12 protein-coding genes and 1 CRISPR repeat array are annotated in these 19,721 nt (G+C 64.1%); of the genes, 10 read left to right on the forward strand and 2 right to left on the reverse strand.

Annotation, left to right across the window (positions count from 1 at the left end; genetic code table 11):
* Positions 1 to 540: an SAVED domain-containing protein gene (locus tag ACPQ6D_RS18665; RefSeq protein ID WP_423225859.1), complete on the forward strand. Its 540-nt coding sequence runs from the start codon at positions 1 to 3 to the stop codon at positions 538 to 540.
* Positions 541 to 671: 131 nt separating this feature from the next.
* Here ACPQ6D_RS18665 and ACPQ6D_RS18670 read toward each other — a convergent pair whose 3' ends face one another.
* A complete protein-coding gene (locus tag ACPQ6D_RS18670) occupies positions 672 to 1,100 on the reverse strand; it encodes a hypothetical protein (protein ID WP_423225860.1) in 429 nt (142 codons plus the stop codon).
* 201 nt (positions 1,101 to 1,301) lie between these two features.
* Here ACPQ6D_RS18670 and ACPQ6D_RS18675 point away from each other — a divergent pair, with 201 nt between their 5' ends.
* From ACPQ6D_RS18675 to cas2, 9 genes are all read left to right on the forward strand, one after another.
* A complete protein-coding gene (locus ACPQ6D_RS18675) occupies positions 1,302 to 1,697 on the forward strand; it encodes a hypothetical protein (protein ID WP_423225861.1) in 396 nt (131 codons plus the stop codon).
* 61 nt (positions 1,698 to 1,758) lie between these two features.
* The gene (gene cas6, locus ACPQ6D_RS18680) at positions 1,759 to 2,580 is read left to right on the forward strand and encodes a CRISPR system precrRNA processing endoribonuclease RAMP protein Cas6 (protein ID WP_423225862.1); all 822 of its coding nucleotides are present in this window, start codon (positions 1,759 to 1,761) and stop codon (positions 2,578 to 2,580) included.
* 139 nt (positions 2,581 to 2,719) lie between these two features.
* The gene (locus tag ACPQ6D_RS18685) at positions 2,720 to 5,134 is read left to right on the forward strand and encodes a hypothetical protein (protein ID WP_423225863.1); all 2,415 of its coding nucleotides are present in this window, start codon (positions 2,720 to 2,722) and stop codon (positions 5,132 to 5,134) included.
* Between the two features lie 208 nt (positions 5,135 to 5,342).
* Positions 5,343 to 6,599 (forward strand): hypothetical protein, encoded by a 1,257-nt coding sequence (locus ACPQ6D_RS18690; RefSeq protein WP_423225864.1) that lies wholly within the window; start codon positions 5,343 to 5,345, stop codon positions 6,597 to 6,599.
* A gap of 770 nt (positions 6,600 to 7,369) precedes the next feature.
* Positions 7,370 to 7,840: an IS200/IS605 family transposase gene (gene tnpA / locus ACPQ6D_RS18695; protein WP_423225865.1), complete on the forward strand. Its 471-nt coding sequence runs from the start codon at positions 7,370 to 7,372 to the stop codon at positions 7,838 to 7,840.
* Positions 7,841 to 8,808: 968 nt separating this feature from the next.
* Complete coding sequence (locus ACPQ6D_RS18700; RefSeq protein ID WP_423225866.1) at positions 8,809 to 10,977, forward strand: double zinc ribbon domain-containing protein; 2,169 nt, start codon at positions 8,809 to 8,811, stop codon at positions 10,975 to 10,977.
* 162 nt (positions 10,978 to 11,139) lie between these two features.
* A complete protein-coding gene (locus ACPQ6D_RS18705) occupies positions 11,140 to 12,402 on the forward strand; it encodes a reverse transcriptase domain-containing protein (protein WP_423225867.1) in 1,263 nt (420 codons plus the stop codon).
* Between the two features lie 123 nt (positions 12,403 to 12,525).
* The gene (cas1, locus tag ACPQ6D_RS18710) at positions 12,526 to 13,536 is read left to right on the forward strand and encodes a CRISPR-associated endonuclease Cas1 (RefSeq protein ID WP_423225868.1); all 1,011 of its coding nucleotides are present in this window, start codon (positions 12,526 to 12,528) and stop codon (positions 13,534 to 13,536) included.
* Positions 13,537 to 13,546: 10 nt separating this feature from the next.
* A complete protein-coding gene (cas2, locus tag ACPQ6D_RS18715) occupies positions 13,547 to 13,843 on the forward strand; it encodes a CRISPR-associated endonuclease Cas2 (RefSeq protein ID WP_423225869.1) in 297 nt (98 codons plus the stop codon).
* Positions 13,844 to 14,656: 813 nt separating this feature from the next.
* On the opposite strand, the gene ACPQ6D_RS18720 is transcribed toward cas2, so the two are convergent.
* A complete protein-coding gene (locus ACPQ6D_RS18720; protein ID WP_423225870.1) occupies positions 14,657 to 16,858 on the reverse strand; it encodes a WYL domain-containing protein in 2,202 nt (733 codons plus the stop codon).
* A gap of 240 nt (positions 16,859 to 17,098) precedes the next feature.
* Positions 17,099 to 19,674: a CRISPR direct-repeat array (repeat unit 37 nt; unit sequence GTCGCAAGACAACGAATCGCCTGCGGGCGATTGAAAC).
* The last annotated feature ends 47 nt before the right edge of the window (positions 19,675 to 19,721 follow it).

Below are 19,721 nucleotides of genomic sequence, written 5' to 3' on the forward strand. Positions count from 1 at the left end.
ATGGATAACGTAGAACACGCCCTGAGTTGGATTGCCAATGTAATTCAGATCGGGACCGCCATTTTTGCGATCGTGGTGTTGCTCAGCACGCGACGCCGACTGACGCAGTGGATAAGTAAGCAGAAACGCGCCAGTGGTAGTGCGCCAGCAGCCCTGGCAATCGGGCTTGCTGGGGGCATCCGAGGCCAGGTTGAGCAGTATCTCAAGGCACAGGGCATGGACATGCCGGTCGAAGACTTAGATCATCCAGAATTCGTCCCGATGAATCGTTATCCATTGCTCATGCGTGAACTCCTCAAGAAGAAGGATGAATTGACCAAGACCGGCCTGACCGAATTGCATCTGTTCTACAAAGGTCCCGTCTCTTTGGCTGCGGGAATTGGGGCCGTTTTTGACAATTGGGTCCCAGTACATCTTTATGAATTCAAGGACGGCACCTATCACCGAGCACTGACGATCGAGAAGGAGTCGGTGCGCGGTTTGCTGCCCGAAACACTGGCTGAAGGCGAGGAACTCGTGATGCGGGCTATGCAGAGTTGATGCCTGTATGGGTCAAGCCATGTGATCAACCACTAACGGCATTCCGAAAACGTGACGCGGCATGGTCCAATACTGGCAGCGTTGGCCGACCCGTTCGCAGACTTGCCGGCGCAACGTTTCCGGCAAGGCAGTCACCCGGATTTCAACGGCAGCTCGTTCGGTTCTGGCGCAGGTTGCCCTTGCCAACGAAGCGCCGCCCAGGCGTAGGCTTTGCGCAGCATCAAGTGGTCGGCCGCTTCACGGAGCGCGGCAAGTTCATTGCGCTCGTCGGCGGAGAGGAAGTCTACACTGTTTTTTTCGAGCAGTGTCATGTGGCGGGCCTGCTGTTCGAGGGGAACCTGGCTGTCGGCCACACGCTGCAACTCGACCAGGGGAAGGACTTGCATAGCCAGCAACTCGGCCTGCATGCTCGTTGGCGCCGTGGCAACCGCGGGCGGCAGATTGCCCTCCACGCTCTGGCGAACCACCTGCTCCAGGGGCCGCTGCGTGGCGATGGCGATTTGCTGAAGATAGCGGAAAACCGGCTCTGACAGTTTGAGCGTGACCGATTGTTTCGTCATGATCGGCGTCCTTGTAATCAAAATTGCACCGGGATTATACTCCAGCTGCGTGGGTTAAACAAGTGCCTAAAAAGAGAGCGTCACATGCTGGGAGCGCGGGCGTCACGCCCATTGCGCTACGAGGGGCTGTTCTCACCAACGTCTGATACTCAATGCAAATTCGTATCATCTTGTGTGTAATTGCAGTCAATGGAGGGATCTATGCCAGCGTGGCCTGAACTTACCAGTGGGGTCATCATCAACCTTGTAACAGAGATCATTGTTGTCGTTGTTGGCGTTTTCGTCGCTCAGTTCATACGACGAACCTGGGACGAATGGCGCTACGGCCGATGGATAGCTATCGTTCGGCGTAACAACGAAGACCTTGTACGGCGCAAAGTGTCGGCCGGCAAAGCGAAGGAAATACTAGGGGAGCCATCAGACCTATCGGTGTTCTTGAAGGGGCTGGTTAGCCCCTATGATACGCTGCATTGCGATATCATCGAAGTTGACAAGCAGCCCGGCTTGCTCTTGATTGATCACGATGCACGTCAATTCGTAATCAACCTCAATCTGAATCCTGTTAAATCGAAGGGAAATACGGCGGTCGTACTGTAGACTTCGGAAAACCATTCAGGTGTTCGTGAGCCTCTCTCTGGTTCATGAAGAAGGACTGTCTATGCTCATTGCCATTGTACTCAAACTGACTGCGGATCGTAACCTGTCCCTGCCGCCGCACCTGGGGCGTGCAAACTATGCGGCTACGCTGCGCCGGCTGGAAGCCGTGGATCCGGGGCTCGGCGATGTCGCGCACGCGGGCGAGGGGCCAAAGCCGTTGACCTGTTCGTCGCTGCTGAATCACCTGCCGCGCGGGGGCCAATCGCTCATCCGCGCCGGCGAAACGGTGCAGGTGCGCGTGACCGGACTGGAGGCGCGCATCAGCCAGGCGCTGCGCCGCGGCCTGCTGGAAGACCCGCCCGCCACCTGGGAGTTGGACGGGGAGACGTTCAAGGTGACGGACGCGATCTGCGACGCGGACGCGCACGGCTGGACCGGGCAGACCGCCTACCAGGAGCTGCTCAGCTATCATGTGCAGATGGCGGAGGAGGCGCCAGCCCAGGTGCAGTTGGAGTTTGGCAGCCCCACGGCCTTTTCGTCCAAGGGGCTGACTATGCCTGTGCCGCTGCCCTACCTGGTCTTCGGCAGCCTGGTGGATCGCTGGAACGCGTTCAGCCCCATTCCGCTGGCGCCGGATACGCGCCAGTTTGCGGAAGAGAGCGTCGCGCTGAGCCGCTATGACCTGCACACGCGGCCGGTGCAGACCAAAAACAGCGGCCTGTACATCGGCGCGGAAGGCATGGCCCAGTACACGGCCGTGCGCAAGGATCGCTATTGGTTGATGGCGCTCAATCTGCTGGCCGATTTCGCCCTCTTCAGCGGCGTGGGCACACAGACGACCATCGGCATGGGACAAGCGCGGCGCCGCTGGCCTGAACCATAACTGCCATACTGACGATTCCCCCGCATCAACTCAAAACCAAATGGTCACAGGGGGAAAAGCCAGGGATGAAAGAACCTGGCTTTTTCTTTCCTCCTTTTTCGTGGAATTCGTGGCAAAACTCTGCCGCAAGGAGTTCTTGATGCGATCTTGCTCTGCCTGTCAGTATGAAAATCCGGATGACGCCCTCTTTTGCGCCAAGTGCCAGACGCCGCTGACCGCGCCAGCGCCATCGCCGCCGGGGGCCGGCGTCAACGTAGGCGGCGACGCCGGCGTCGTGCGCGTGCACGACGAATCGCGCACGGTGAACAACATTACGATCAGCATCGCGCCCCAGAAGCTGGCCGACCTGATCCGCGTCAGCGGGCAAGAAACCGGCGCGGCTGTTGACGCGGAAAGCCTGGCGCTGGCCGGCGGCGCGCTGGCGGCCGAGATCAAGCTCGATTTGAACGAATTTGTTGTCGGCGCCGAGGAACTGGAGATGGTGCAGCGGGTGTTCGTCGCCCCGCCCGGCCTGGATGCGGCCCACGCGGCGTTGACCCGGCGCCTGCTGGTGCTGACGGGCGCGCCTGGCAGCGGCTGCTACACCACGGCCCTGGCCCTGGCGCTGCAGCTGCGCGATCAGCAGGCCCGGCATGGCCCGGCGCCGCGCCTCTGCACCTTGCCCCAGCGCCTGGTCGTCTCCACGCGCAGCCTGCTAAGCGGCGAGCAGGCGGCTCACGCCATCCTCATGGTTTACGATCAGGGTGAGACGGCCAGCGCCATGGCGCGGGAGCTCAGCGAGGAGCGCCAGCAGCCATCAGTCACGCGCATTCGCGCCACTCTTGCGCAGGTCAACAGCACCTTGATCCTGGTGTGCAGCCAAACTTCGCCGTTAGTGGCCAACGCCGGCGTGCGTCACGCCTTGCACGAAGCCGGCGCGCTGGTCGAGATCGGCATGCCGCCGCCAGCCCAGGTTTTGGAGCGCCACGTGACCTGGGCAGTTGGCGATGAGACCTGGCAGCAGCTGCGCGCTGGCCTGCGGGAGCGCGTGGAATGGCTGGCCCAACGCCTGCGCCTGCCGCGGCGGATTGCCAAATTCGCCCAGTTCTATGCGCGCAGCCTGGCTGAGCAGTGCCGGCCGGATGACGTGGAGGCGAACTGGCGATTGGCCGAGCGCCTGGTAGCGACCGCGCTCGACGTGCGCGCAGAGGCCCGCGCGTTGTTCAAGGGCCTCGCGGATGACCGCTTGCGTTGGTTGGCCGTGACGCTCTGCCTGTTTCACGACGCCCGCCTGACCGACTTCTGGCGGCTGTATGATCTGCTGTGCGCGCATGGACTGGCCGTGCAGGAGAGCCGTCAACCGTCCGTCCCCGCCGCATCCTCGGCCGCGGCAGCGCCCACGCCGGCGAACGCGCCGCCAACGCCTCTGCCCAGTCTCTTTGCCGACAACGATGCGGACCTGCTGCTGGCCGTGCATGGCGAGGTGGTGTCGGTGGAGGCGCGCCTGGAAACAGGCGTGGCGCTGGTGCGCCGCGTGCGTTTCGAGGATGCTGAGCTGCAGCCGGCCATGCTGGGCTTTTTGCAGGAGAACCATCACGCGCTGCTGCTCGGTCTGGCGCCGATGCTGGAAACGTTGGTCAAAGAGGGCAACCTGGAGGTGCGGATCGCGGCCGCACGCGCGCTCGGCGCCATCGGCACGTTGGACTTCGGTCGCCTGCTGCAGCCGGTGCTCGAACGCTGGCGGGACAGCGACGCCGCCTTCTTGCGCGCGACCGTGGGTTACGCGCTGGATGCCGTGCTGGCTGAAGGAGGCGCAGGCGCCGAGGCGCTGCAAATGCTGCACACCTGGATTGAGACGCGGCCCACGGGCGGCGATCGTTGGAAGCGGCAGTGGACCGTGGCGGCCGCGCTCAAGATCGTCGGGCAGCAGCGCATTGACCTGGCGCTGACGGAACTCAAACGCCTGGGGCTGGCTTTTCACCTGGTGAAAGACCGCGACGCAGTGGGCCAGGTGCTGCCCGCCTTCAGCTTCACCCTGGTGGTGCTCAGTCTGCAAGGGCATTTGCGGCCGGTGCTGCGTGCGCTGACCGAGTGGATGCACGCCGCGGAACTCCCCAGTCACACGCTGCGGCTGACCGCGGCGCTGGCCTGGGCGCAGGTGATGGATGTGTATGACGATCTGGCGCAGGCGGAACGCCAGCGCGCCACGGGCGGGCCGTATCATGAGATGACGCGCCTGGCGCTGGCGGGCGAGGAAATGAGTCTACTGGTAGACAGCGTGACGCAGGCGTTTCTGGGCTGGTACGGGGTGTGGCAGCAGAATCAGCGGCAGCACCGCGTGGTGCTCGACATCCTGCAAACATGGGCGGAGGATGCTGCGGAGCATGAGCCTGCGCGTGCGGCCGTTCAACAATTGATCGAGCAGGTGTGGCGGCGCCTGGCGCAGGGGCCAGTGCGCAACGCGCCGCGCTACTTCGAGACCGGCCTGCAGCGCTGGCGCGCCGACCGCCGCCGTCACCCTGGCGCCGCAGCGCTGTCCGAGGCGCTGTTGGCACGCGCCGTGAGCAAGAACTGAACCGCGCAGACGCCAAGTTCGCAAGGCACGCCCCGCAGGGACGCCGGAACTTAGCTGGCACGGCGTCGGATACGACGAGTGGAATGTGCGGGGCAAGCTCAATCGTCCCTACGGGACGACATGCGTAACGCCGAATCTCGGCTAAGGGCAGGCGTCCCTACGGGACGACTTTTCTGTCACTTGTTTTCTAGCAGAGGAGTACATGACGATGGCAAACGAAAATTATCTATTGAACAGCCAGGCCGTGCAGGCGCTGGATGTGGTCGAACTGCGCGAATTTGTCCGCAGCCAGATGGATTTGAGCGGGATGATGCTGTTTATCTGTAAGCGCATTGGCCAACAGCCGGTGCCGCAGCGCGTCCTGCGCGCCAGCGACAAGCTGTCTACGCTTGATCGCGCCAGGCTGCAGATGCAGCTGCGCAACGACGATGAGCGCACGATTGGCTATCTCGTCAACCTGGAAGAGGCGCGGCCATTCGAGACCAAAGCCAACTTTCGCCTGGGCGATCGTGTGTCGGAGCTGAACGCCACGATCAAGCTCTATTTTCACATTCTCGACCCGGAGAAGATCGTGCGCAACATCAACCAGGACCCGCTGAAGCGCCTGTGCGAGGAGATCGGCGCGGAGCTGCAGAAATTCTTTAGTACGCTGCTGCGCTACCAGGAGATTGACACCAACCTGGCAAAGGGCGAAGCGATGGCCATGGCCCTGGGCGACCGGCCGCATCTCGGGCTAGGCGTGGAGAAAGTGGCGTTGGATTTTGAGCTGCCCGAAGCGGTGCGCAAATCGCTGGAGGAAATTGTGGCGATTCAGATCAAGCGCGATCTGGAGGCGCAGAAGCAGCGCGACTTGCAGGACAGCCTGGATCAACTGGAGAGCCAGAAGAGCCAGGATATTCGCAAGGAGGAGATCGCAGTGGAAATCGCCCAGGCGACGCTGGATGCCAGCCGAAAGAAACTGCAAAGCCAGATCCAACGTGAAGAGATGGAGGCGGAGGCCGAGAAGGCGCGTGAGAGCCACCGCATGGAGGCGGAAACGCGGCGCAAAGAGCACGAGCTGCGTTTGTTGGCGATGCAGATGGAACACATGGACCCCAAAAACCCCGCCTCTTTGCTGGTGCAAGACCCGGAGTTTCGCCGCAGCTATCTGCAGATGGTGCATACCCAGGAAATGGAAAAAATCCGCCGCATGGCTGATATGCAGGTGCAGCAGATGGACCAGGATAAGCAGCTCGAACTGCGCTACGCCGAGGCGCGGCTGCAGTTGATCCAGGAGTTTCTACAGAGGAAGGGCGACATTCTCGAACAAGAGGAGTTGGAACGCCTGGTGGATATGCTGGACAAGGGCCGGCCAGACGTGGGGACGGGCAGTCGTCGCCTGTTGACGGCCGCGCCACCCCCCGCGGCGTCTGCGGCCCGCCCTGGGGACGATGAACCGATCGAAGGAGAGTGGGCCGCCGAATGAATTCACGGCGCAGGGGCGCGCCGGCGCAGCCGCCCGCCGAATGAATTCGGGGCGCAGGGGCGTGCCGCCACAAGGCCGGCCTGCGCCGGCCGCGGTCGCGTCTACGCAGGTAGACGCCCGGCGGAACGCCAATCAGGTGCGATTTCAATCGCTGCGCCGGCGGCGATGGCCGTCCATGCCGGCGCAATCGCCCGCCGAATGAATTCGGGGCGCAGGGGCGTGCCGCCACAAGGCCGGCCTGCGCCGGCCGCGGTCGCGTCTACGCTTGCCCTGAGCAAAGTCCGTGCCGGCGCAGCCGCCCGCCGAATGAATTCGGGGCGCAGGGGCGTGCCGCCACAAGGCCGGCCTGCGCCGGCCGCGGTCGCATCTACGCAGGTAGACGCCCGGCGGAACGCCAATCAGGTGCGATTTCAATCGCCGACCCGCGCCGGCCGCCATCGCGTCTACGCAGGTAGACGCCCGGCGGAACGCCCATCAGGTGCGATTTCAATCGCCAACCCGCGCCGGCCGCGGTCGCGTCTACGCAGGTAGACGCCTGGCGGAACGCCCATCAGGTGCGATTTCAATCGCCGGCCTGCGCCGGCCGCGGTCGCGTCTACGCAGGTAGACGCCCGGCGGAACGCCCATTAGGTGCGATTTCAATCGCCCACGCGCGCCAACCCGCGCCGGCCGCCATCGCGTCTACGCAGGTAGACGCCTGGCGGAACGCCCATCAGGTGCGATTTCAATCGCCCGGCGGAGGTGAATTCGATCGCAAAAGGAGGTGTATTGTGAGACGCAACAAGTTATGTCTTTTCTTGCATTTGGTCTGGGTCACATGGGACCGGCTGCCCATGATTACGCCCGATATCGAACGGTATCTGTATCGGGAAATCGAGAGCGAGGCGATCAAGATGCGGTGCATTGTGCTGGCGCTGAACGGGACAGCGAATCATGTACATGTGCTCCTCATCATGCCGACTACTGTGACAATTGCCGAGATAACAAAGCAGATCAAAGGCGCTTCCTCCCATTTTGTCAACGAGGTGCTGCACCCGGAGACGCCGTTCAAGTGGCAAGGCAGCTACGGCGCATTCACCGTGAGCCGATGGGACGTGGATAAAATCGTGGCATACGTCAAGAACCAGAAGCAGCATCATGCGGCTGAAACCTTGATCGCAGAGTGGGAGGAGACGTACGAAGAGGTGACGATGGATGAGGCGGAGGCGCCTTCGATGTCGGCCGCGCCGCCCGCCGAATGAATTCGGGGCGAAAGGGCGTGACGACCGCGGTCGCGTCTACGCAGGTAGACGCCCGGCGGAACGCCCTTTAGGTGCGATTTCAATCGCCCACGCGCGCCGGCCGCGATGGCCGTCCATGTCGGCCGCGCCGCCGAATGAATTCGGGGCGAAAGGGCGTACCGCCACAAGGCCGGCCTGCGCCGGCCGCCATCGCGTCTACGCAGGTAGACGCCCGGCGGAACGCCCATCAGGTGCGATTTCAATCGTCGGCCTGCGCCGGCCGCCATCGCGTCTACGCAGGTAGACGCCCGGCGGAACGCCCATCAGGTGCGATTTCAATCGCCCACCCGCGCCGGCCGCGATGGCCGTCCATGCCGGCCGCGCCGCCGAATGAATTCGGGGCGAAAGGGCGTACCGCCACAAGGCCGGCCTGCGCCGGCCGCCATCGCGTCTACGCAGGTAGACGCCTAGCGGAACGCCCATCAGGTGCGATTTCAATCGCCGACCCGCGCCGGCCGCGATGGCCGTCCATGCCGGCAGCCGCCCGCCGAATGAATTCGGGGCGCAGGGGCGTGCCGCCACAAGGCCGGCCTGCGCCGGCCGCCATCGCGTCTACGCAGGTAGACGCCCGGCGGAACGCCCATCAGGCGCGATTTCAATCGCCAACCCGCGCCGGCCGCGATGGCCGTCCATGCCGGCGCAGCCGCCCGCCGAATGAATTCGGGGCGAAAGGGCGTGACGACCGCGGTCGCGTCTACGCAGGTAGACGCCCGGCGGAACGCCCATCAGGTGCGATTTCAATCGCCGGCCTGCACCGGCCGCCATCGCGTCCACGCCGGTGGACGCCCGGCGGTACGCCCGTCAGGTGCGATTTCAATCGCTGCGCCGGCCAGCATCGCGTCCACGCCGGTAGACGCCCGGCGGAACGCCCATCAGGTGCGACCTCGGTCGCTCGAATCTCGAATCGTGAGTATAGAAAGGATCTGACCATGTCTACGATTGCGTGTCCGTCGTGCCGGCGCAGTGTGCCGGCCGACGCCAAGTTCTGCCCCTACTGCCGCGCCGCGCTGGCGACGGCCTCGTTGACGTGTTCATCATGTCACAAGGCGATCCCGGCCGACGCTCACTTCTGTCCGTTTTGCCGCGCGCCCGTGGCCGCGCAGCGCGCGCCGATCCAGGAGAACCGCTGGGCGCGCGGCGCAGATGACTTTGCCACGCGGGTGGATGTCCACGACGTGCCCGGCTTTTTCAGCAAGTCGCTGGTGGTGGAACCAGGCGTGCGCGCGTTGATCCTGGAGGATGGCGTGGCTGCAGCCGGGCAGCTGGGCGCGGGACGCTATACACTGCACACCTTCTTGGGCGCGCTGCATTGGCCGGGCGCGCCCAACCGGTTTACGGCGATCCTCGTAGATGCCGGCGACGTGTCGCTGACTTTCGAGCTGAGCGGCTTGTTCACCAGCGACCCAATCCCGGTGGCGTTGACCGCAACCGTGCTGCTGCGGTTGACCGATACGCAAGCTTTTCTGGTCAATGTGTTGAAAGGGCAAACCCAGATGAGCGTGGGCGCCCTGCGCGCCTTGCTGGCGGGTGAGGTCACGGAGGCTTGTCGCACCGTGATGGCGACTTGCGCGGCGGCCGATCTGACCGGCGCCAATGACCCGCGCAGCCGCCTGGAGAGCGAAATTGGCGGCCGGCTGGCGCTCACGCTGGCGCGCTGGGGATTGGCCTTTGTGAGCCTGCGCACGGCCGATTATCGCAGCGAGCGACTGGAAGGGGTGCGCCAGTTGCAGGGCGAGTACTGGCTGCTGGTCAGCGAAGCGGAGGCCAAGCTGCACGGCCGCCAACGCCTGGCCGATGTGTTTTCCGCGCAGGCTATCCAGGAAGTGGCTGAGGAAGTCCGTCAGGTGGCCGTGCATCGCGAACGTGTGCGTGTGTGGGCGCAGCTGCGTGAGGTGCTGCTCTCGGACCGCATGGATGAAATTCACAATGCCGAGGCGCTGGCTGCGATGGTGGCCGAGGTGGATCGCACGCACGCGCTGCGTGAGCACGAGATCAGCACGCTGAAGCAGCTGCTGGCCGAGCAGGGCGCCGATCGCCAGGCCGGCCGCGCGCATCTGTTGGCGCGTGTGGAGTTGGAGCGCCAGCGCGAGGTGCGCCTGGGTGACTTGGCGCTGCGCAAAGATATCGAGCAGGTGGAACTGACGCGCAACCAGGAGATCGAGAGTCAGCGCCTGCAGGGGATGATGGCGCTGGAAACGCGACGCTGGCAGGCGGAGTTGGACCGGCGCACGCAGGAGGCTGCGGTGCAGCGCGCACAGCAGAGCGCCGCGCAGGCCGCGCAACGTGAAGGCAAGCTGCAAGATGCCTTGAGCGAGCTGGAGATCGCCAAGGCCAAGGCCAAAACCCAGGCGGAACTTGATCGCCTGGAGCGCGAGGAAGATCGCCTGGATGTGGAATTGGGCGCGCTGGCCCTGGAGCGTATGCAGGCGGTGCGGCGCAAGGAAGACGCCGAACGTATGCGCATGGAGTTGGAGCGCAAGGCCGCCGAAATCCAGCAGGAGGTGGCGCGCGCCACCGCGGACCTGGAGCGGCGGCTGCGCGAGGAGGCGGAGCGCCATCGCCTGGAAATGGAACGCAAGCGGCATGAGTTGGAGCAGGAACGCCAGCGCCAGGAGTTCGAGATCACGCGCACCCGTACGCTGGCCGAGCAGGGCGTGGCCGGGCTGATGGCGTTGGCGACGACGCCGGAGCAGGCGCGGCTGCTGAAGGATGTGGCGCTGCTGGCGCAGGCGCGCGACCTGTCGCCCGCACAGTTGGAAATGGTCATGGCCGCGCTGTCGCCCGATCTGGCGCGCGCGCTGGGAGAGAAGTTCAAAGCGCAAGCCGCGAGCGGGGAAGCTGGTCAGGCGCAGCCGGTATACGAACGCTTGTTAGCCGAAATGAAGGCGATGGGCGCGGAGCAGGCGGCCTTGCGAGAACGCTATGCCGAGCGCATGCAGGCATGTATGAGAAAGGCATGGACACAGCCCTGGGCACCGCGCAGGCCAACGCCGACGCATGGAGCCGGTGACGCCGACGGTGATTCTGCCGTCGGCGCCTGGCCCAACGCCCACGCGACGCGCGCGTCGCCGGCCGGCGTCCATCCATGGGACGGCTGACGAGCGCACGCGGAACGATGACGAGGACGAGGATGCGGCCGACGATGAGACCGCAAGCGATGAAACGAGCGCGGCGGGAGATCGCGTCACCTGCCCGCGCTGCCAGAAGCAGACGCCCGCCGGCCGCAGCTTCTGCATCCACTGCGGGGAGGATCTGTAACCATGGACCCAACACGTGGGATGCGGCGAGTATTCAAGCGCCTGGAGGCACGCGACGCACGGCGCCAGGCGCGCGAGGGGACTGTGGAGACGACCTCTGCCGCTGCGCGCAAGGACGCGCCGGTCGAGCCTGGGCTGGAACCAGGCGCGCCGCGTGCGGTTGATTCCACGCCGGCCGATGAAGGTGGAGCAGGAACGGGCGTCACGCGACCCAAACCGCGGTTCGCTCCCAGGCCGCCGCCTACGCGACAAAAGCCGCGGAGTGGGCGCAGCGCAGGCGCCGTGTTCAATGATCTGGCCGCGGCGCGGCGCCAGACTGCCAACCGTTTGCGCCTAGATCACAAACCCCATGCTGCCTCCGCCGGCGCGCCGCGTGCAGTCAAGCCGGGCGAGCCGGCAGCGAGCAAGACGCCGGGGCTGGAGGAGGCGTTTACGCCGGCGAACCTGGCGCGCGCGTGGCTGCACATCAAGGCCAACGGCGGCGGCCCTGGCGTGGATGGGGTTTCGCTGGACGATTTCGCGGCGCACGCCGACGCGGAGCTGACCGCGCTGCGCCAGGATGTGCTCGGCGGCGCGTATCGCCCCACGCCGGTGAAGACGGTGTGGGTGCCGAAGCGCAGCGGCGAGGGACAGCGGCCGCTGGCGAAATGGACGATCCGCGACCGCGTGGCGCAGCGCGCGGTGGTGGAATACCTGGAGCCGACTTTCGAGCAGCGCTTTCTCGACTGCAGCTTTGGCTTTCGCCCCGGCCGCGGGGTGCAAGACGCCGCGGCGCGTATCCTGGCGCTGCGCGATCAAGGGTTACGCTGGGTGGTGGATGCCGACATCAAGAAGTGCTTCGAGCGCGTGGACCCGGACCTGCTGATCAAGCGGCTGCGCAGTGAGTTGGATGATCCCGGCCTGCTGTGGCTGCTGGAGGGATGGATTCGGGTGCGCATCATGAACGCGCTGGTGGGACAGCGCCCCACCGCGGGCACCTCGCAGGGCGGGCCAATCTCGCCGCTGCTGGCGAACATCTATCTGCATCCGTTGGATGTGCGGCTGACGCAGGCCAAGCTGAACCTGGTGCGCTACGCGGATGACCTGGTGGTGCTGTGCGCACGACGGCAGGACGCGGAAGCCGCATTGGCGCAGGTGGAACAGGGACTGCGCGAACTGCGCCTGGAATTGAATCCCAACAAGACGCGGTTGGTCAGCTTCGACGAGGGTTTTCAGTTCCTGGGGGTGTTCTTCATCGGCAACAAGCACCATGTCCTGGGGTTTTAGCCGAGTGCAAAGTGCAGAGTACAAAGTGCAAAATGCTGAACGCTGAGTGCCAGATATGAGCATACCTTTGCATCCTTGCGCCTCAGCGTCCTTGCGTTAAGCGATTTCGGGTGAGGAGGGACGATGCCGGTCATCTATTTGACCGATCAGGGCGCGATGGCGCACAAGAAGGGCGAGCGCCTGATCGTGGAGAAGAAGTCGGATGTGATTCTGGATATGCCGCTGATCCACGTGGAGCAGTTGGTGGTGATGGGCAATGTGCAGTTGTCAGCCGCGTTGATTTCGCAACTGCTGGTGCAGGAAGTGGACGTGGCTTTTTTCTCATCGTATGGTAAGTATCGCGGGCGCTTGACGCCGCCGGCGCTCGGTTTTGCGCAGCTGCGCTATCGCCAGTACCAGGTGCTGGGCAATCCACAGACCGCGCTGCCGATTGCGAAACAGGCGATTCAGGCCAAGCTGGCCAATCAGCGGCGCACGTTGGGCCGCCTGGCCGCGGCGGGAGGCAGCAAGGTGCAGGCCGCGGCGCAGCGGGCCACGCAGACGATGCAGGGTATCGAAAGCCAGGTGAGCGCGGCCAAGGATCTGGATAGTCTGCGCGGCTATGAAGGGAGCGGCGCGGCCGCCTATTTCGGCGGGCTGAAAGACCTGCTGCCGCCGAGCTGGGGTTTCAACGGCCGCCAGTATCGCCCGCCGCCCGATGCCGTCAACGCCGCGCTCAGCTTTGGCTATGCGCTGCTGCAGAGCGCGGCGCTGGGTATGGTCAACCTGGTAGGCCTGGACCCTTACCTGGGTTTCTTCCATACGATTGATTACAACCGGCCGTCGCTGGCGCTCGATCTGATGGAGGAGTTCCGGCCGGTGGTGGTGGACGCCATCGTGGCGCCGTTGTTCCTGCAAAACCGCTTCAGCGCGCAGGACTTTCGGCGTGAGTCAGGGGCAACGCCAGGGGTGTACCTGGTGGAGGGCGGCCGCCGGCGCTTGATCGAGGCGCACGAGAAGCAGATGGCGACGCCGGTTTTCTATCCACGCAAGAAAGAGACCACCGCCCTGCGCCGCATCATCGAGGAGCAAGCGCGCCACCTGGCGAATGTGGTGCTGGGAGAAGCGGCGAGTTACCAGGGGTACGAGGCGTAAGGGGTCTATCATGGCGAAGACGACGCAGTTTGTGCTGGTGTGTTACGATGTTCCGGATGATCGGCGGCGCACGAAGATGATGCAGACGCTGTTGGATTTTGGGCGGCGGGTGCAGTACAGCGTGTTCGAGTGCGATCTGAAGGGGAAGGACATGGATCGGCTGCTCAAGAAGTTGGCGCGACTGGTGAACCAGGAGGAGGACAGCGTCCGTTTTTACTTCTTGTGCGAGTCGTGCCTGCCGAAGGCGCTGGTGATGGGGGTGCAGACGGGGCTGGAAGATCCACGGCTGGCGGCGAGGATTTTGTAGCAATGATGAATGCTGAAAGCTGAACGATGAATGAGTTGTACGTGACGCCGGACATGTGCGGGGCGGGGGACGTGGTGTGGAAGACGGGCGTTGTCACAGTTCCGTTGTAGGTCACACCTCCGGTGTGACGTTGTGCGTAACGCCGAGAATGTGCGCGACGCCGAGAATGTGTGCGGCGGGGAATGTGCTGTGGAAGACGGGCGTTGTCACAGCGGAGCTGTGACCTACGGTGACTGCCCTTCGACTTTGCTCAGGGCAAGCGTGGACGCGATGCCGGGCGGCGACGGCGGCCGGCGATTGAAATCGCGCCTGATGGGCGTACCGCCGGGCGTCTACCTGCGTAGACGCGATGCCGGTCGGCGGCGGCCGACCTGGCGGCGGAACGCCCTTTCGCCCCGAATTCATTCGGCGGCGGCAGTGCGTGACGCCGGGCATGTGTGCGGCGGGGAGAGTGGTGTGGAAGACGGGCGTTGTCACAGCGGAGCTGTGACCTACGGTGACTGCCCTTCGACTTTGCTCAGGGCAAGCGTGGACGCGATGCCGGTCGGCGACGGCCGGCGATTGAAATCGCGCCTCATGGGCGTACCGCCGGGCGTCTACCTGCGTAGACGCGATACCGGTCGGCGGCGGCCGACCTGGCGGCGGAACGCCCCTTCGCCCCGAATTCATTCGGCGGCGGCAGTGCGCGACGCCGGACATGTGCGGGGCGGGGAGAGTGGTGTGGAAGACGGGCGTTGTCACAGCGGAGCTGTGACCTACGTGCTTTCACGGCGTTTTCGGAGAAGACGCCAAGCCTTCCGAATTCAGCATTGTCTAAAAGGGGACGATGAGGTCATCGTCGTTCGCTGTCGTTGCTCCGGTGGGCGGCGGTTGAACGATCGTGGCCGATGGTTCGCTGTCGGCGACGGCGATGATGCGGTCGAGACGGAAGACGCGCTCGGCGCGGCGCAGGTGGCAGTAAGCGACGAGGTAGGTGACGGCGCCGCGGGTTTCCAGGCGGTAGGGATCAACCCGGCGGTGGGTCAATTCGCCGCGCCAGGCGGTCCAGTAGGTCAGCTCGACGCTGTGCTCGCCGGCGATGGCGGCCGTCAGGCGGGCCTGGGTGTCGGCCAGGTTGACGGGGTGGGGGTTGTCGAGCGGTGGGCCGGAGTAGCCGTCGAACGCGGTTTGCAGGCGGGCCAGCAGTTCTTCGGCCAGGGCGTGCAGGTCGGAGGCGGTTTCGGGCGGGAGGTTGGCGGCGATTTGGTCAAGGACCGCGGCCGGCAGGCGCATGGGCAAATCGGTAAATCGGCTGAGCTGCTGAAAGACCAGGCCGGCCAGGTAGAGATAGCCGCTGTCGGCGATCTTGGCCTTGCCGGCGCGCGCGCCGCCGCGCGTCTCTGGGATGGTCAGGCGGTGAGGGATGCGCAGGCGGCGCAGGCGGCCGACCAGGCGCGGGAGAAGGCGATCGGGGACGACGACCAGGCGTCGGTTGAGGGTGCGACCGAGCAAGGGGCGTAGGGCGCGACGGGTGGTGAGCGCGGTCAGGTGGGCAGGGTCCGCAGCCTCGAGTACGGTGAGGCGGTGAATGGTGATGGGGGCCGGGGTTGCGGCCCAGCCAGCTACGACTGCATACTCGCCAGCGTCAAGCGGGCGGCCGATGGCGCCATCGAGGAGGTGTAGAACGGCGTCGAGGGTCGTGTCGCCGGCCAGGACCAGAGCCAGGTCATCCGGGCCAAAGCTGAGGCTGCCGAACTGACTGATGATCGCAAAGAGGCGCGCCAGGTCAACCGAGGCGGCGCCCAGGGCGGCGTCGCTGTTGGGCAGGCGCAGGGTGATGCGTTCCTGGTCCAGGCTGAGGGCGAAAGGCTGCGGCGCGGGGATGGATGGCAAGGGCGCGTCGTCAAGGAACGCGCGTGCGGCGGCGGTCAGGCGAATCTGTAAGCGCGTTTCGGTTTGCAGGTGGACCATGCCGAGCCAGGCGAGCGGGCCGAGGAACAGGTCGGCCAGGATGTGCGGCAGATTTTCATCTTCGGTGGGCGCTTGCCACCAGACGGGTTGAGGATGAATGAAGCGCTTGAGTTCCCTGCGCAGTTGGGGGATGGTGCGCCATTCAGCGGCCGGCGCGAGGGCGAGCACGCGCAGCACGTGCTGCACCAGGGCGGTAGGGTCTGGGGCGGTCGCGGCTGGCAGGCGAAATGCGCGCCAGGAATCTGGTTGCAGCCAGGAGCGCCAGAGCTGCTGCACGCGTACGGCGGGGTCGGCCTGCAGCCAGAGTGCGAGGGCCGGCGCGGGCTTGGGCAAATCCGCGGCGGTGGTGAGAAGGCCGAGCGTTTGCGCCAGGTAGTGCAGGAAGTGCAGGCGTGGGGCTTGCAGTTCAGAACGAAGCGCGGGCAAGGACGCGGGCTGGCGCGTCTGCTGGTTGACGAGGTGCAGGAAGGGGAGAGGCAACCAGCGTTGGTGCACGAGCGCGACGTCGTGCTGATGCAAGAGGGCCACCAGGACAGTGAGATCGTAAAGGGTGTCGAACAGAGACGGCGCGTAGGCCAGGCCGGCGGGAGCCGCAGGCCGTGCAGGGGTCATTTTGGTGAAGTAGTCGGCCAGGAACGTGCGATGTTCGGCGGCCAGGGTCAAGCGCGGCTGGCCGCCGGGGCGATCGGGCGGGGCGGGAAAGAGCAAGCCAAGGTACCAGAGGTGTTCGGCGCTGCTGACGGGGAAGCGCCAGGGACGGTCGGGCAAGGGACTGGAACGATCCCAGGGGCGGTAGGGGCGAATGGCGCCATGACGCGCGCAGAAGGCATGTTCGAGCGCGGGGTGGGGCAGCGCCAGCAGCGCGTGCAGGGCGTCTTGTTCGGCGTTGGAGAGTTGAGAGACGAGGCGTTCCAGGTTGGCGGGGTCGCTGAGGAAGGCATGCAGGGTCTCGATCCAGACTTGTTTGGGGGGATGGCGTTGGGGGGGCAGCAGAAAATGGGCCTGGGCGATGGCCCAGAGGTGGCGAAATGATGTGAAATGAAGGCAATCGAGTAGAGTTGGCATCAGAAATCACCGTGGTGCAGGCGCTGAGCGACCGCATGAGGGCGGCGGCCGCGTGCGCGTCGAGTTGACGACTTGGGGGGATCGCACTATACTATGATCAAGATTTGTTTCCAACGCGGTGTTTTCGCAAACTTTTTCCCCGGCCTCGACGTAGGGCAGCAGCGACGGCTGAACGGCCGAAAGGTATAATGAAGCGCTGCGGGAATGATAGCACAAGAAGGGGGATGGAAACAAACTGGCGTCGCAAGACAACGAATCGCCTGCGGGCGATTGAAACTTGTCGTCGTGCGACGTTAACCGTCTACAGACGGCACAGTCGCAAGACAACGAATCGCCTGCGGGCGATTGAAACAGCGATGTCCTGGCCTCGACGCGCATCGACCCAACTTGGTCGCAAGACAACGAATCGCCTGCGGGCGATTGAAACACCGCCCCCTCGCAGATGGGGGGCATGGTCGGAGTGGCCGTCGCAAGACAACGAATCGCCTGCGGGCGATTGAAACATCAGACGTACGATTCGTCTAATCATGGGTTCTCCGTCGCAAGACAACGAATCGCCTGCGGGCGATTGAAACATGGTGTTCTCCCGCCGCCTGCGAAGGCGGACGGGGCGGTCGCAAGACAACGAATCGCCTGCGGGCGATTGAAACGGCGGACGGGGCGGTCAGAAAGCTGACCGCGAAAAACAAGTCGCAAGACAACGAATCGCCTGCGGGCGATTGAAACTCGCTGTGGGGACAGCGATGCCGGCGAACAGCCGGCCAGTCGCAAGACAACGAATCGCCTGCGGGCGATTGAAACGCGGCTCGGGGTCCAAATGGCCCCAGAGCCGCCCCCGCGTCGCAAGACAACGAATCGCCTGCGGGCGATTGAAACCAGCGATGCTGAGGTCATAGACCGAATTCATGGGCAGTCGCAAGACAACGAATCGCCTGCGGGCGATTGAAACACCAGCGAGCGGTGCCCCGGATCAGACGTACGATTCGTGTCGCAAGACAACGAATCGCCTGCGGGCGATTGAAACTCTATGGTTCAGAACCCGCGCGTCAGCCGACCCCACCAGTCGCAAGACAACGAATCGCCTGCGGGCGATTGAAACTCGCCGAGGCGATCGGGGCAGGTGTGACACTTGCTGCCGGTCGCAAGACAACGAATCGCCTGCGGGCGATTGAAACCGTAAGGATCTCCACTCGCGCCAACTGCATTGACAGCAAAGTCGCAAGACAACGAATCGCCTGCGGGCGATTGAAACAAAGTCGACGAAGGGGTTGGCGGCGACGAGGTTGTCGTCGCAAGACAACGAATCGCCTGCGGGCGATTGAAACCTACAGAAACCGTCCGGCGTAGCGAATGTCCCACGCCGTGTCGCAAGACAACGAATCGCCTGCGGGCGATTGAAACTGGCCGTTGTCGTTGCTCTGTTTCTTGCGCAGGGTGTGTCGCAAGACAACGAATCGCCTGCGGGCGATTGAAACAAAATCAATCGTGCTGAAGGGGATTTCGTTGAACTCGTCGCAAGACAACGAATCGCCTGCGGGCGATTGAAACCGCCCGTGAACATCTTGCGTTCGTGCATGTGATGCTCTGGTCGCAAGACAACGAATCGCCTGCGGGCGATTGAAACCCGTTTATACGTCTCGAGCCCCGCACGCGCTGCTGCCAGTCGCAAGACAACGAATCGCCTGCGGGCGATTGAAACCCACCGTTGGCGGCGACCGCCACATCTGCGAGTACCCCGTCGCAAGACAACGAATCGCCTGCGGGCGATTGAAACTGACCACCGCGTCGCCGAGCGGCGTCGCGGTCGGGGTGGTCGCAAGACAACGAATCGCCTGCGGGCGATTGAAACCGGTTGGTAAGGGCGTGAGGGGGGTGGGGGGCGGCGGGGTCGCAAGACAACGAATCGCCTGCGGGCGATTGAAACAACTTCGTGAGCCGGCATTCCCTTGTCTCTGGCGACTAAGTCGCAAGACAACGAATCGCCTGCGGGCGATTGAAACCAACATAAACAGGACGGCCACGGCGATCAGCGGCCCGGGTCGCAAGACAACGAATCGCCTGCGGGCGATTGAAACGAGGGAGATCAACACGAACACCTTGCGCGACATAAGTCGCAAGACAACGAATCGCCTGCGGGCGATTGAAACACCCCTGTATCCGATGGCCCCACGAGCGGGCCCAGGTCGCAAGACAACGAATCGCCTGCGGGCGATTGAAACTAGCTCACCACTTCCGGTGAGCATACGAGTTCAATTTGTCGCAAGACAACGAATCGCCTGCGGGCGATTGAAACGGATCGGGGGTGGGGAGCAACTCGCGCTGCTCCCCAAGTCGCAAGACAACGAATCGCCTGCGGGCGATTGAAACGCAGATATCCAGGGGGATCTGCCCGGCACCGAAAGCGTGTCGCAAGACAACGAATCGCCTGCGGGCGATTGAAACGCGACCGGGGGGCCGAAGACGTAGGAGTACCCGCCGTCGCAAGACAACGAATCGCCTGCGGGCGATTGAAACTTGTTGGGCGACTCCGAAGTATTGAGAGTCAAATATCCTGTCGCAAGACAACGAATCGCCTGCGGGCGATTGAAACAAGATCAATCACCTCGGGGGAGGTGGGCTTGCGCTTGGTCGCAAGACAACGAATCGCCTGCGGGCGATTGAAACCCGAAGAGGACCGCCGTGATTAAAAATACCACGACTAACGTCGCAAGACAACGAATCGCCTGCGGGCGATTGAAACCGGGAATGGGTGCAGGTACGGGGTCCTGCACCAAGGCGAGTCGCAAGACAACGAATCGCCTGCGGGCGATTGAAACATAAGCCACTGTTTCCGTTTGCCCTGCGGCAAGCCCGTCGCAAGACA

Origin of the sequence: Candidatus Amarolinea aalborgensis, assembly GCF_900491745.1 — a bacterium.
GTDB classification, from domain to species: Bacteria; Chloroflexota; Anaerolineae; order SSC4; family Amarolineaceae; genus Amarolinea; species Amarolinea aalborgensis.

Excerpts from the sequence above, each read along its gene's own strand:
- cas1 (WP_423225868.1), top strand. The coding sequence starts at position 12,526 with ATGCCGGTCATCTATTTGACCGATCAGGGCGCGATGGCGCACAAGAAG.
- ACPQ6D_RS18675 (WP_423225861.1), top strand. The coding sequence starts at position 1,302 with ATGCCAGCGTGGCCTGAACTTACCAGTGGGGTCATCATCAACCTTGTA.
- ACPQ6D_RS18690 (WP_423225864.1), top strand. The coding sequence starts at position 5,343 with ATGGCAAACGAAAATTATCTATTGAACAGCCAGGCCGTGCAGGCGCTG.
- ACPQ6D_RS18665 (WP_423225859.1), top strand. The coding sequence starts at position 1 with ATGGATAACGTAGAACACGCCCTGAGTTGGATTGCCAATGTAATTCAG.
- ACPQ6D_RS18685 (WP_423225863.1), top strand. The coding sequence starts at position 2,720 with ATGCGATCTTGCTCTGCCTGTCAGTATGAAAATCCGGATGACGCCCTC.
- cas2 (WP_423225869.1), top strand. The coding sequence starts at position 13,547 with ATGGCGAAGACGACGCAGTTTGTGCTGGTGTGTTACGATGTTCCGGAT.
- ACPQ6D_RS18705 (WP_423225867.1), top strand. The coding sequence starts at position 11,140 with ATGGACCCAACACGTGGGATGCGGCGAGTATTCAAGCGCCTGGAGGCA.
- cas6 (WP_423225862.1), top strand. The coding sequence starts at position 1,759 with ATGCTCATTGCCATTGTACTCAAACTGACTGCGGATCGTAACCTGTCC.
- ACPQ6D_RS18670 (WP_423225860.1), bottom strand. The coding sequence starts at position 1,100 with ATGACGAAACAATCGGTCACGCTCAAACTGTCAGAGCCGGTTTTCCGC.
- ACPQ6D_RS18700 (WP_423225866.1), top strand. The coding sequence starts at position 8,809 with ATGTCTACGATTGCGTGTCCGTCGTGCCGGCGCAGTGTGCCGGCCGAC.
- ACPQ6D_RS18720 (WP_423225870.1), bottom strand. The coding sequence starts at position 16,858 with ATGCCAACTCTACTCGATTGCCTTCATTTCACATCATTTCGCCACCTC.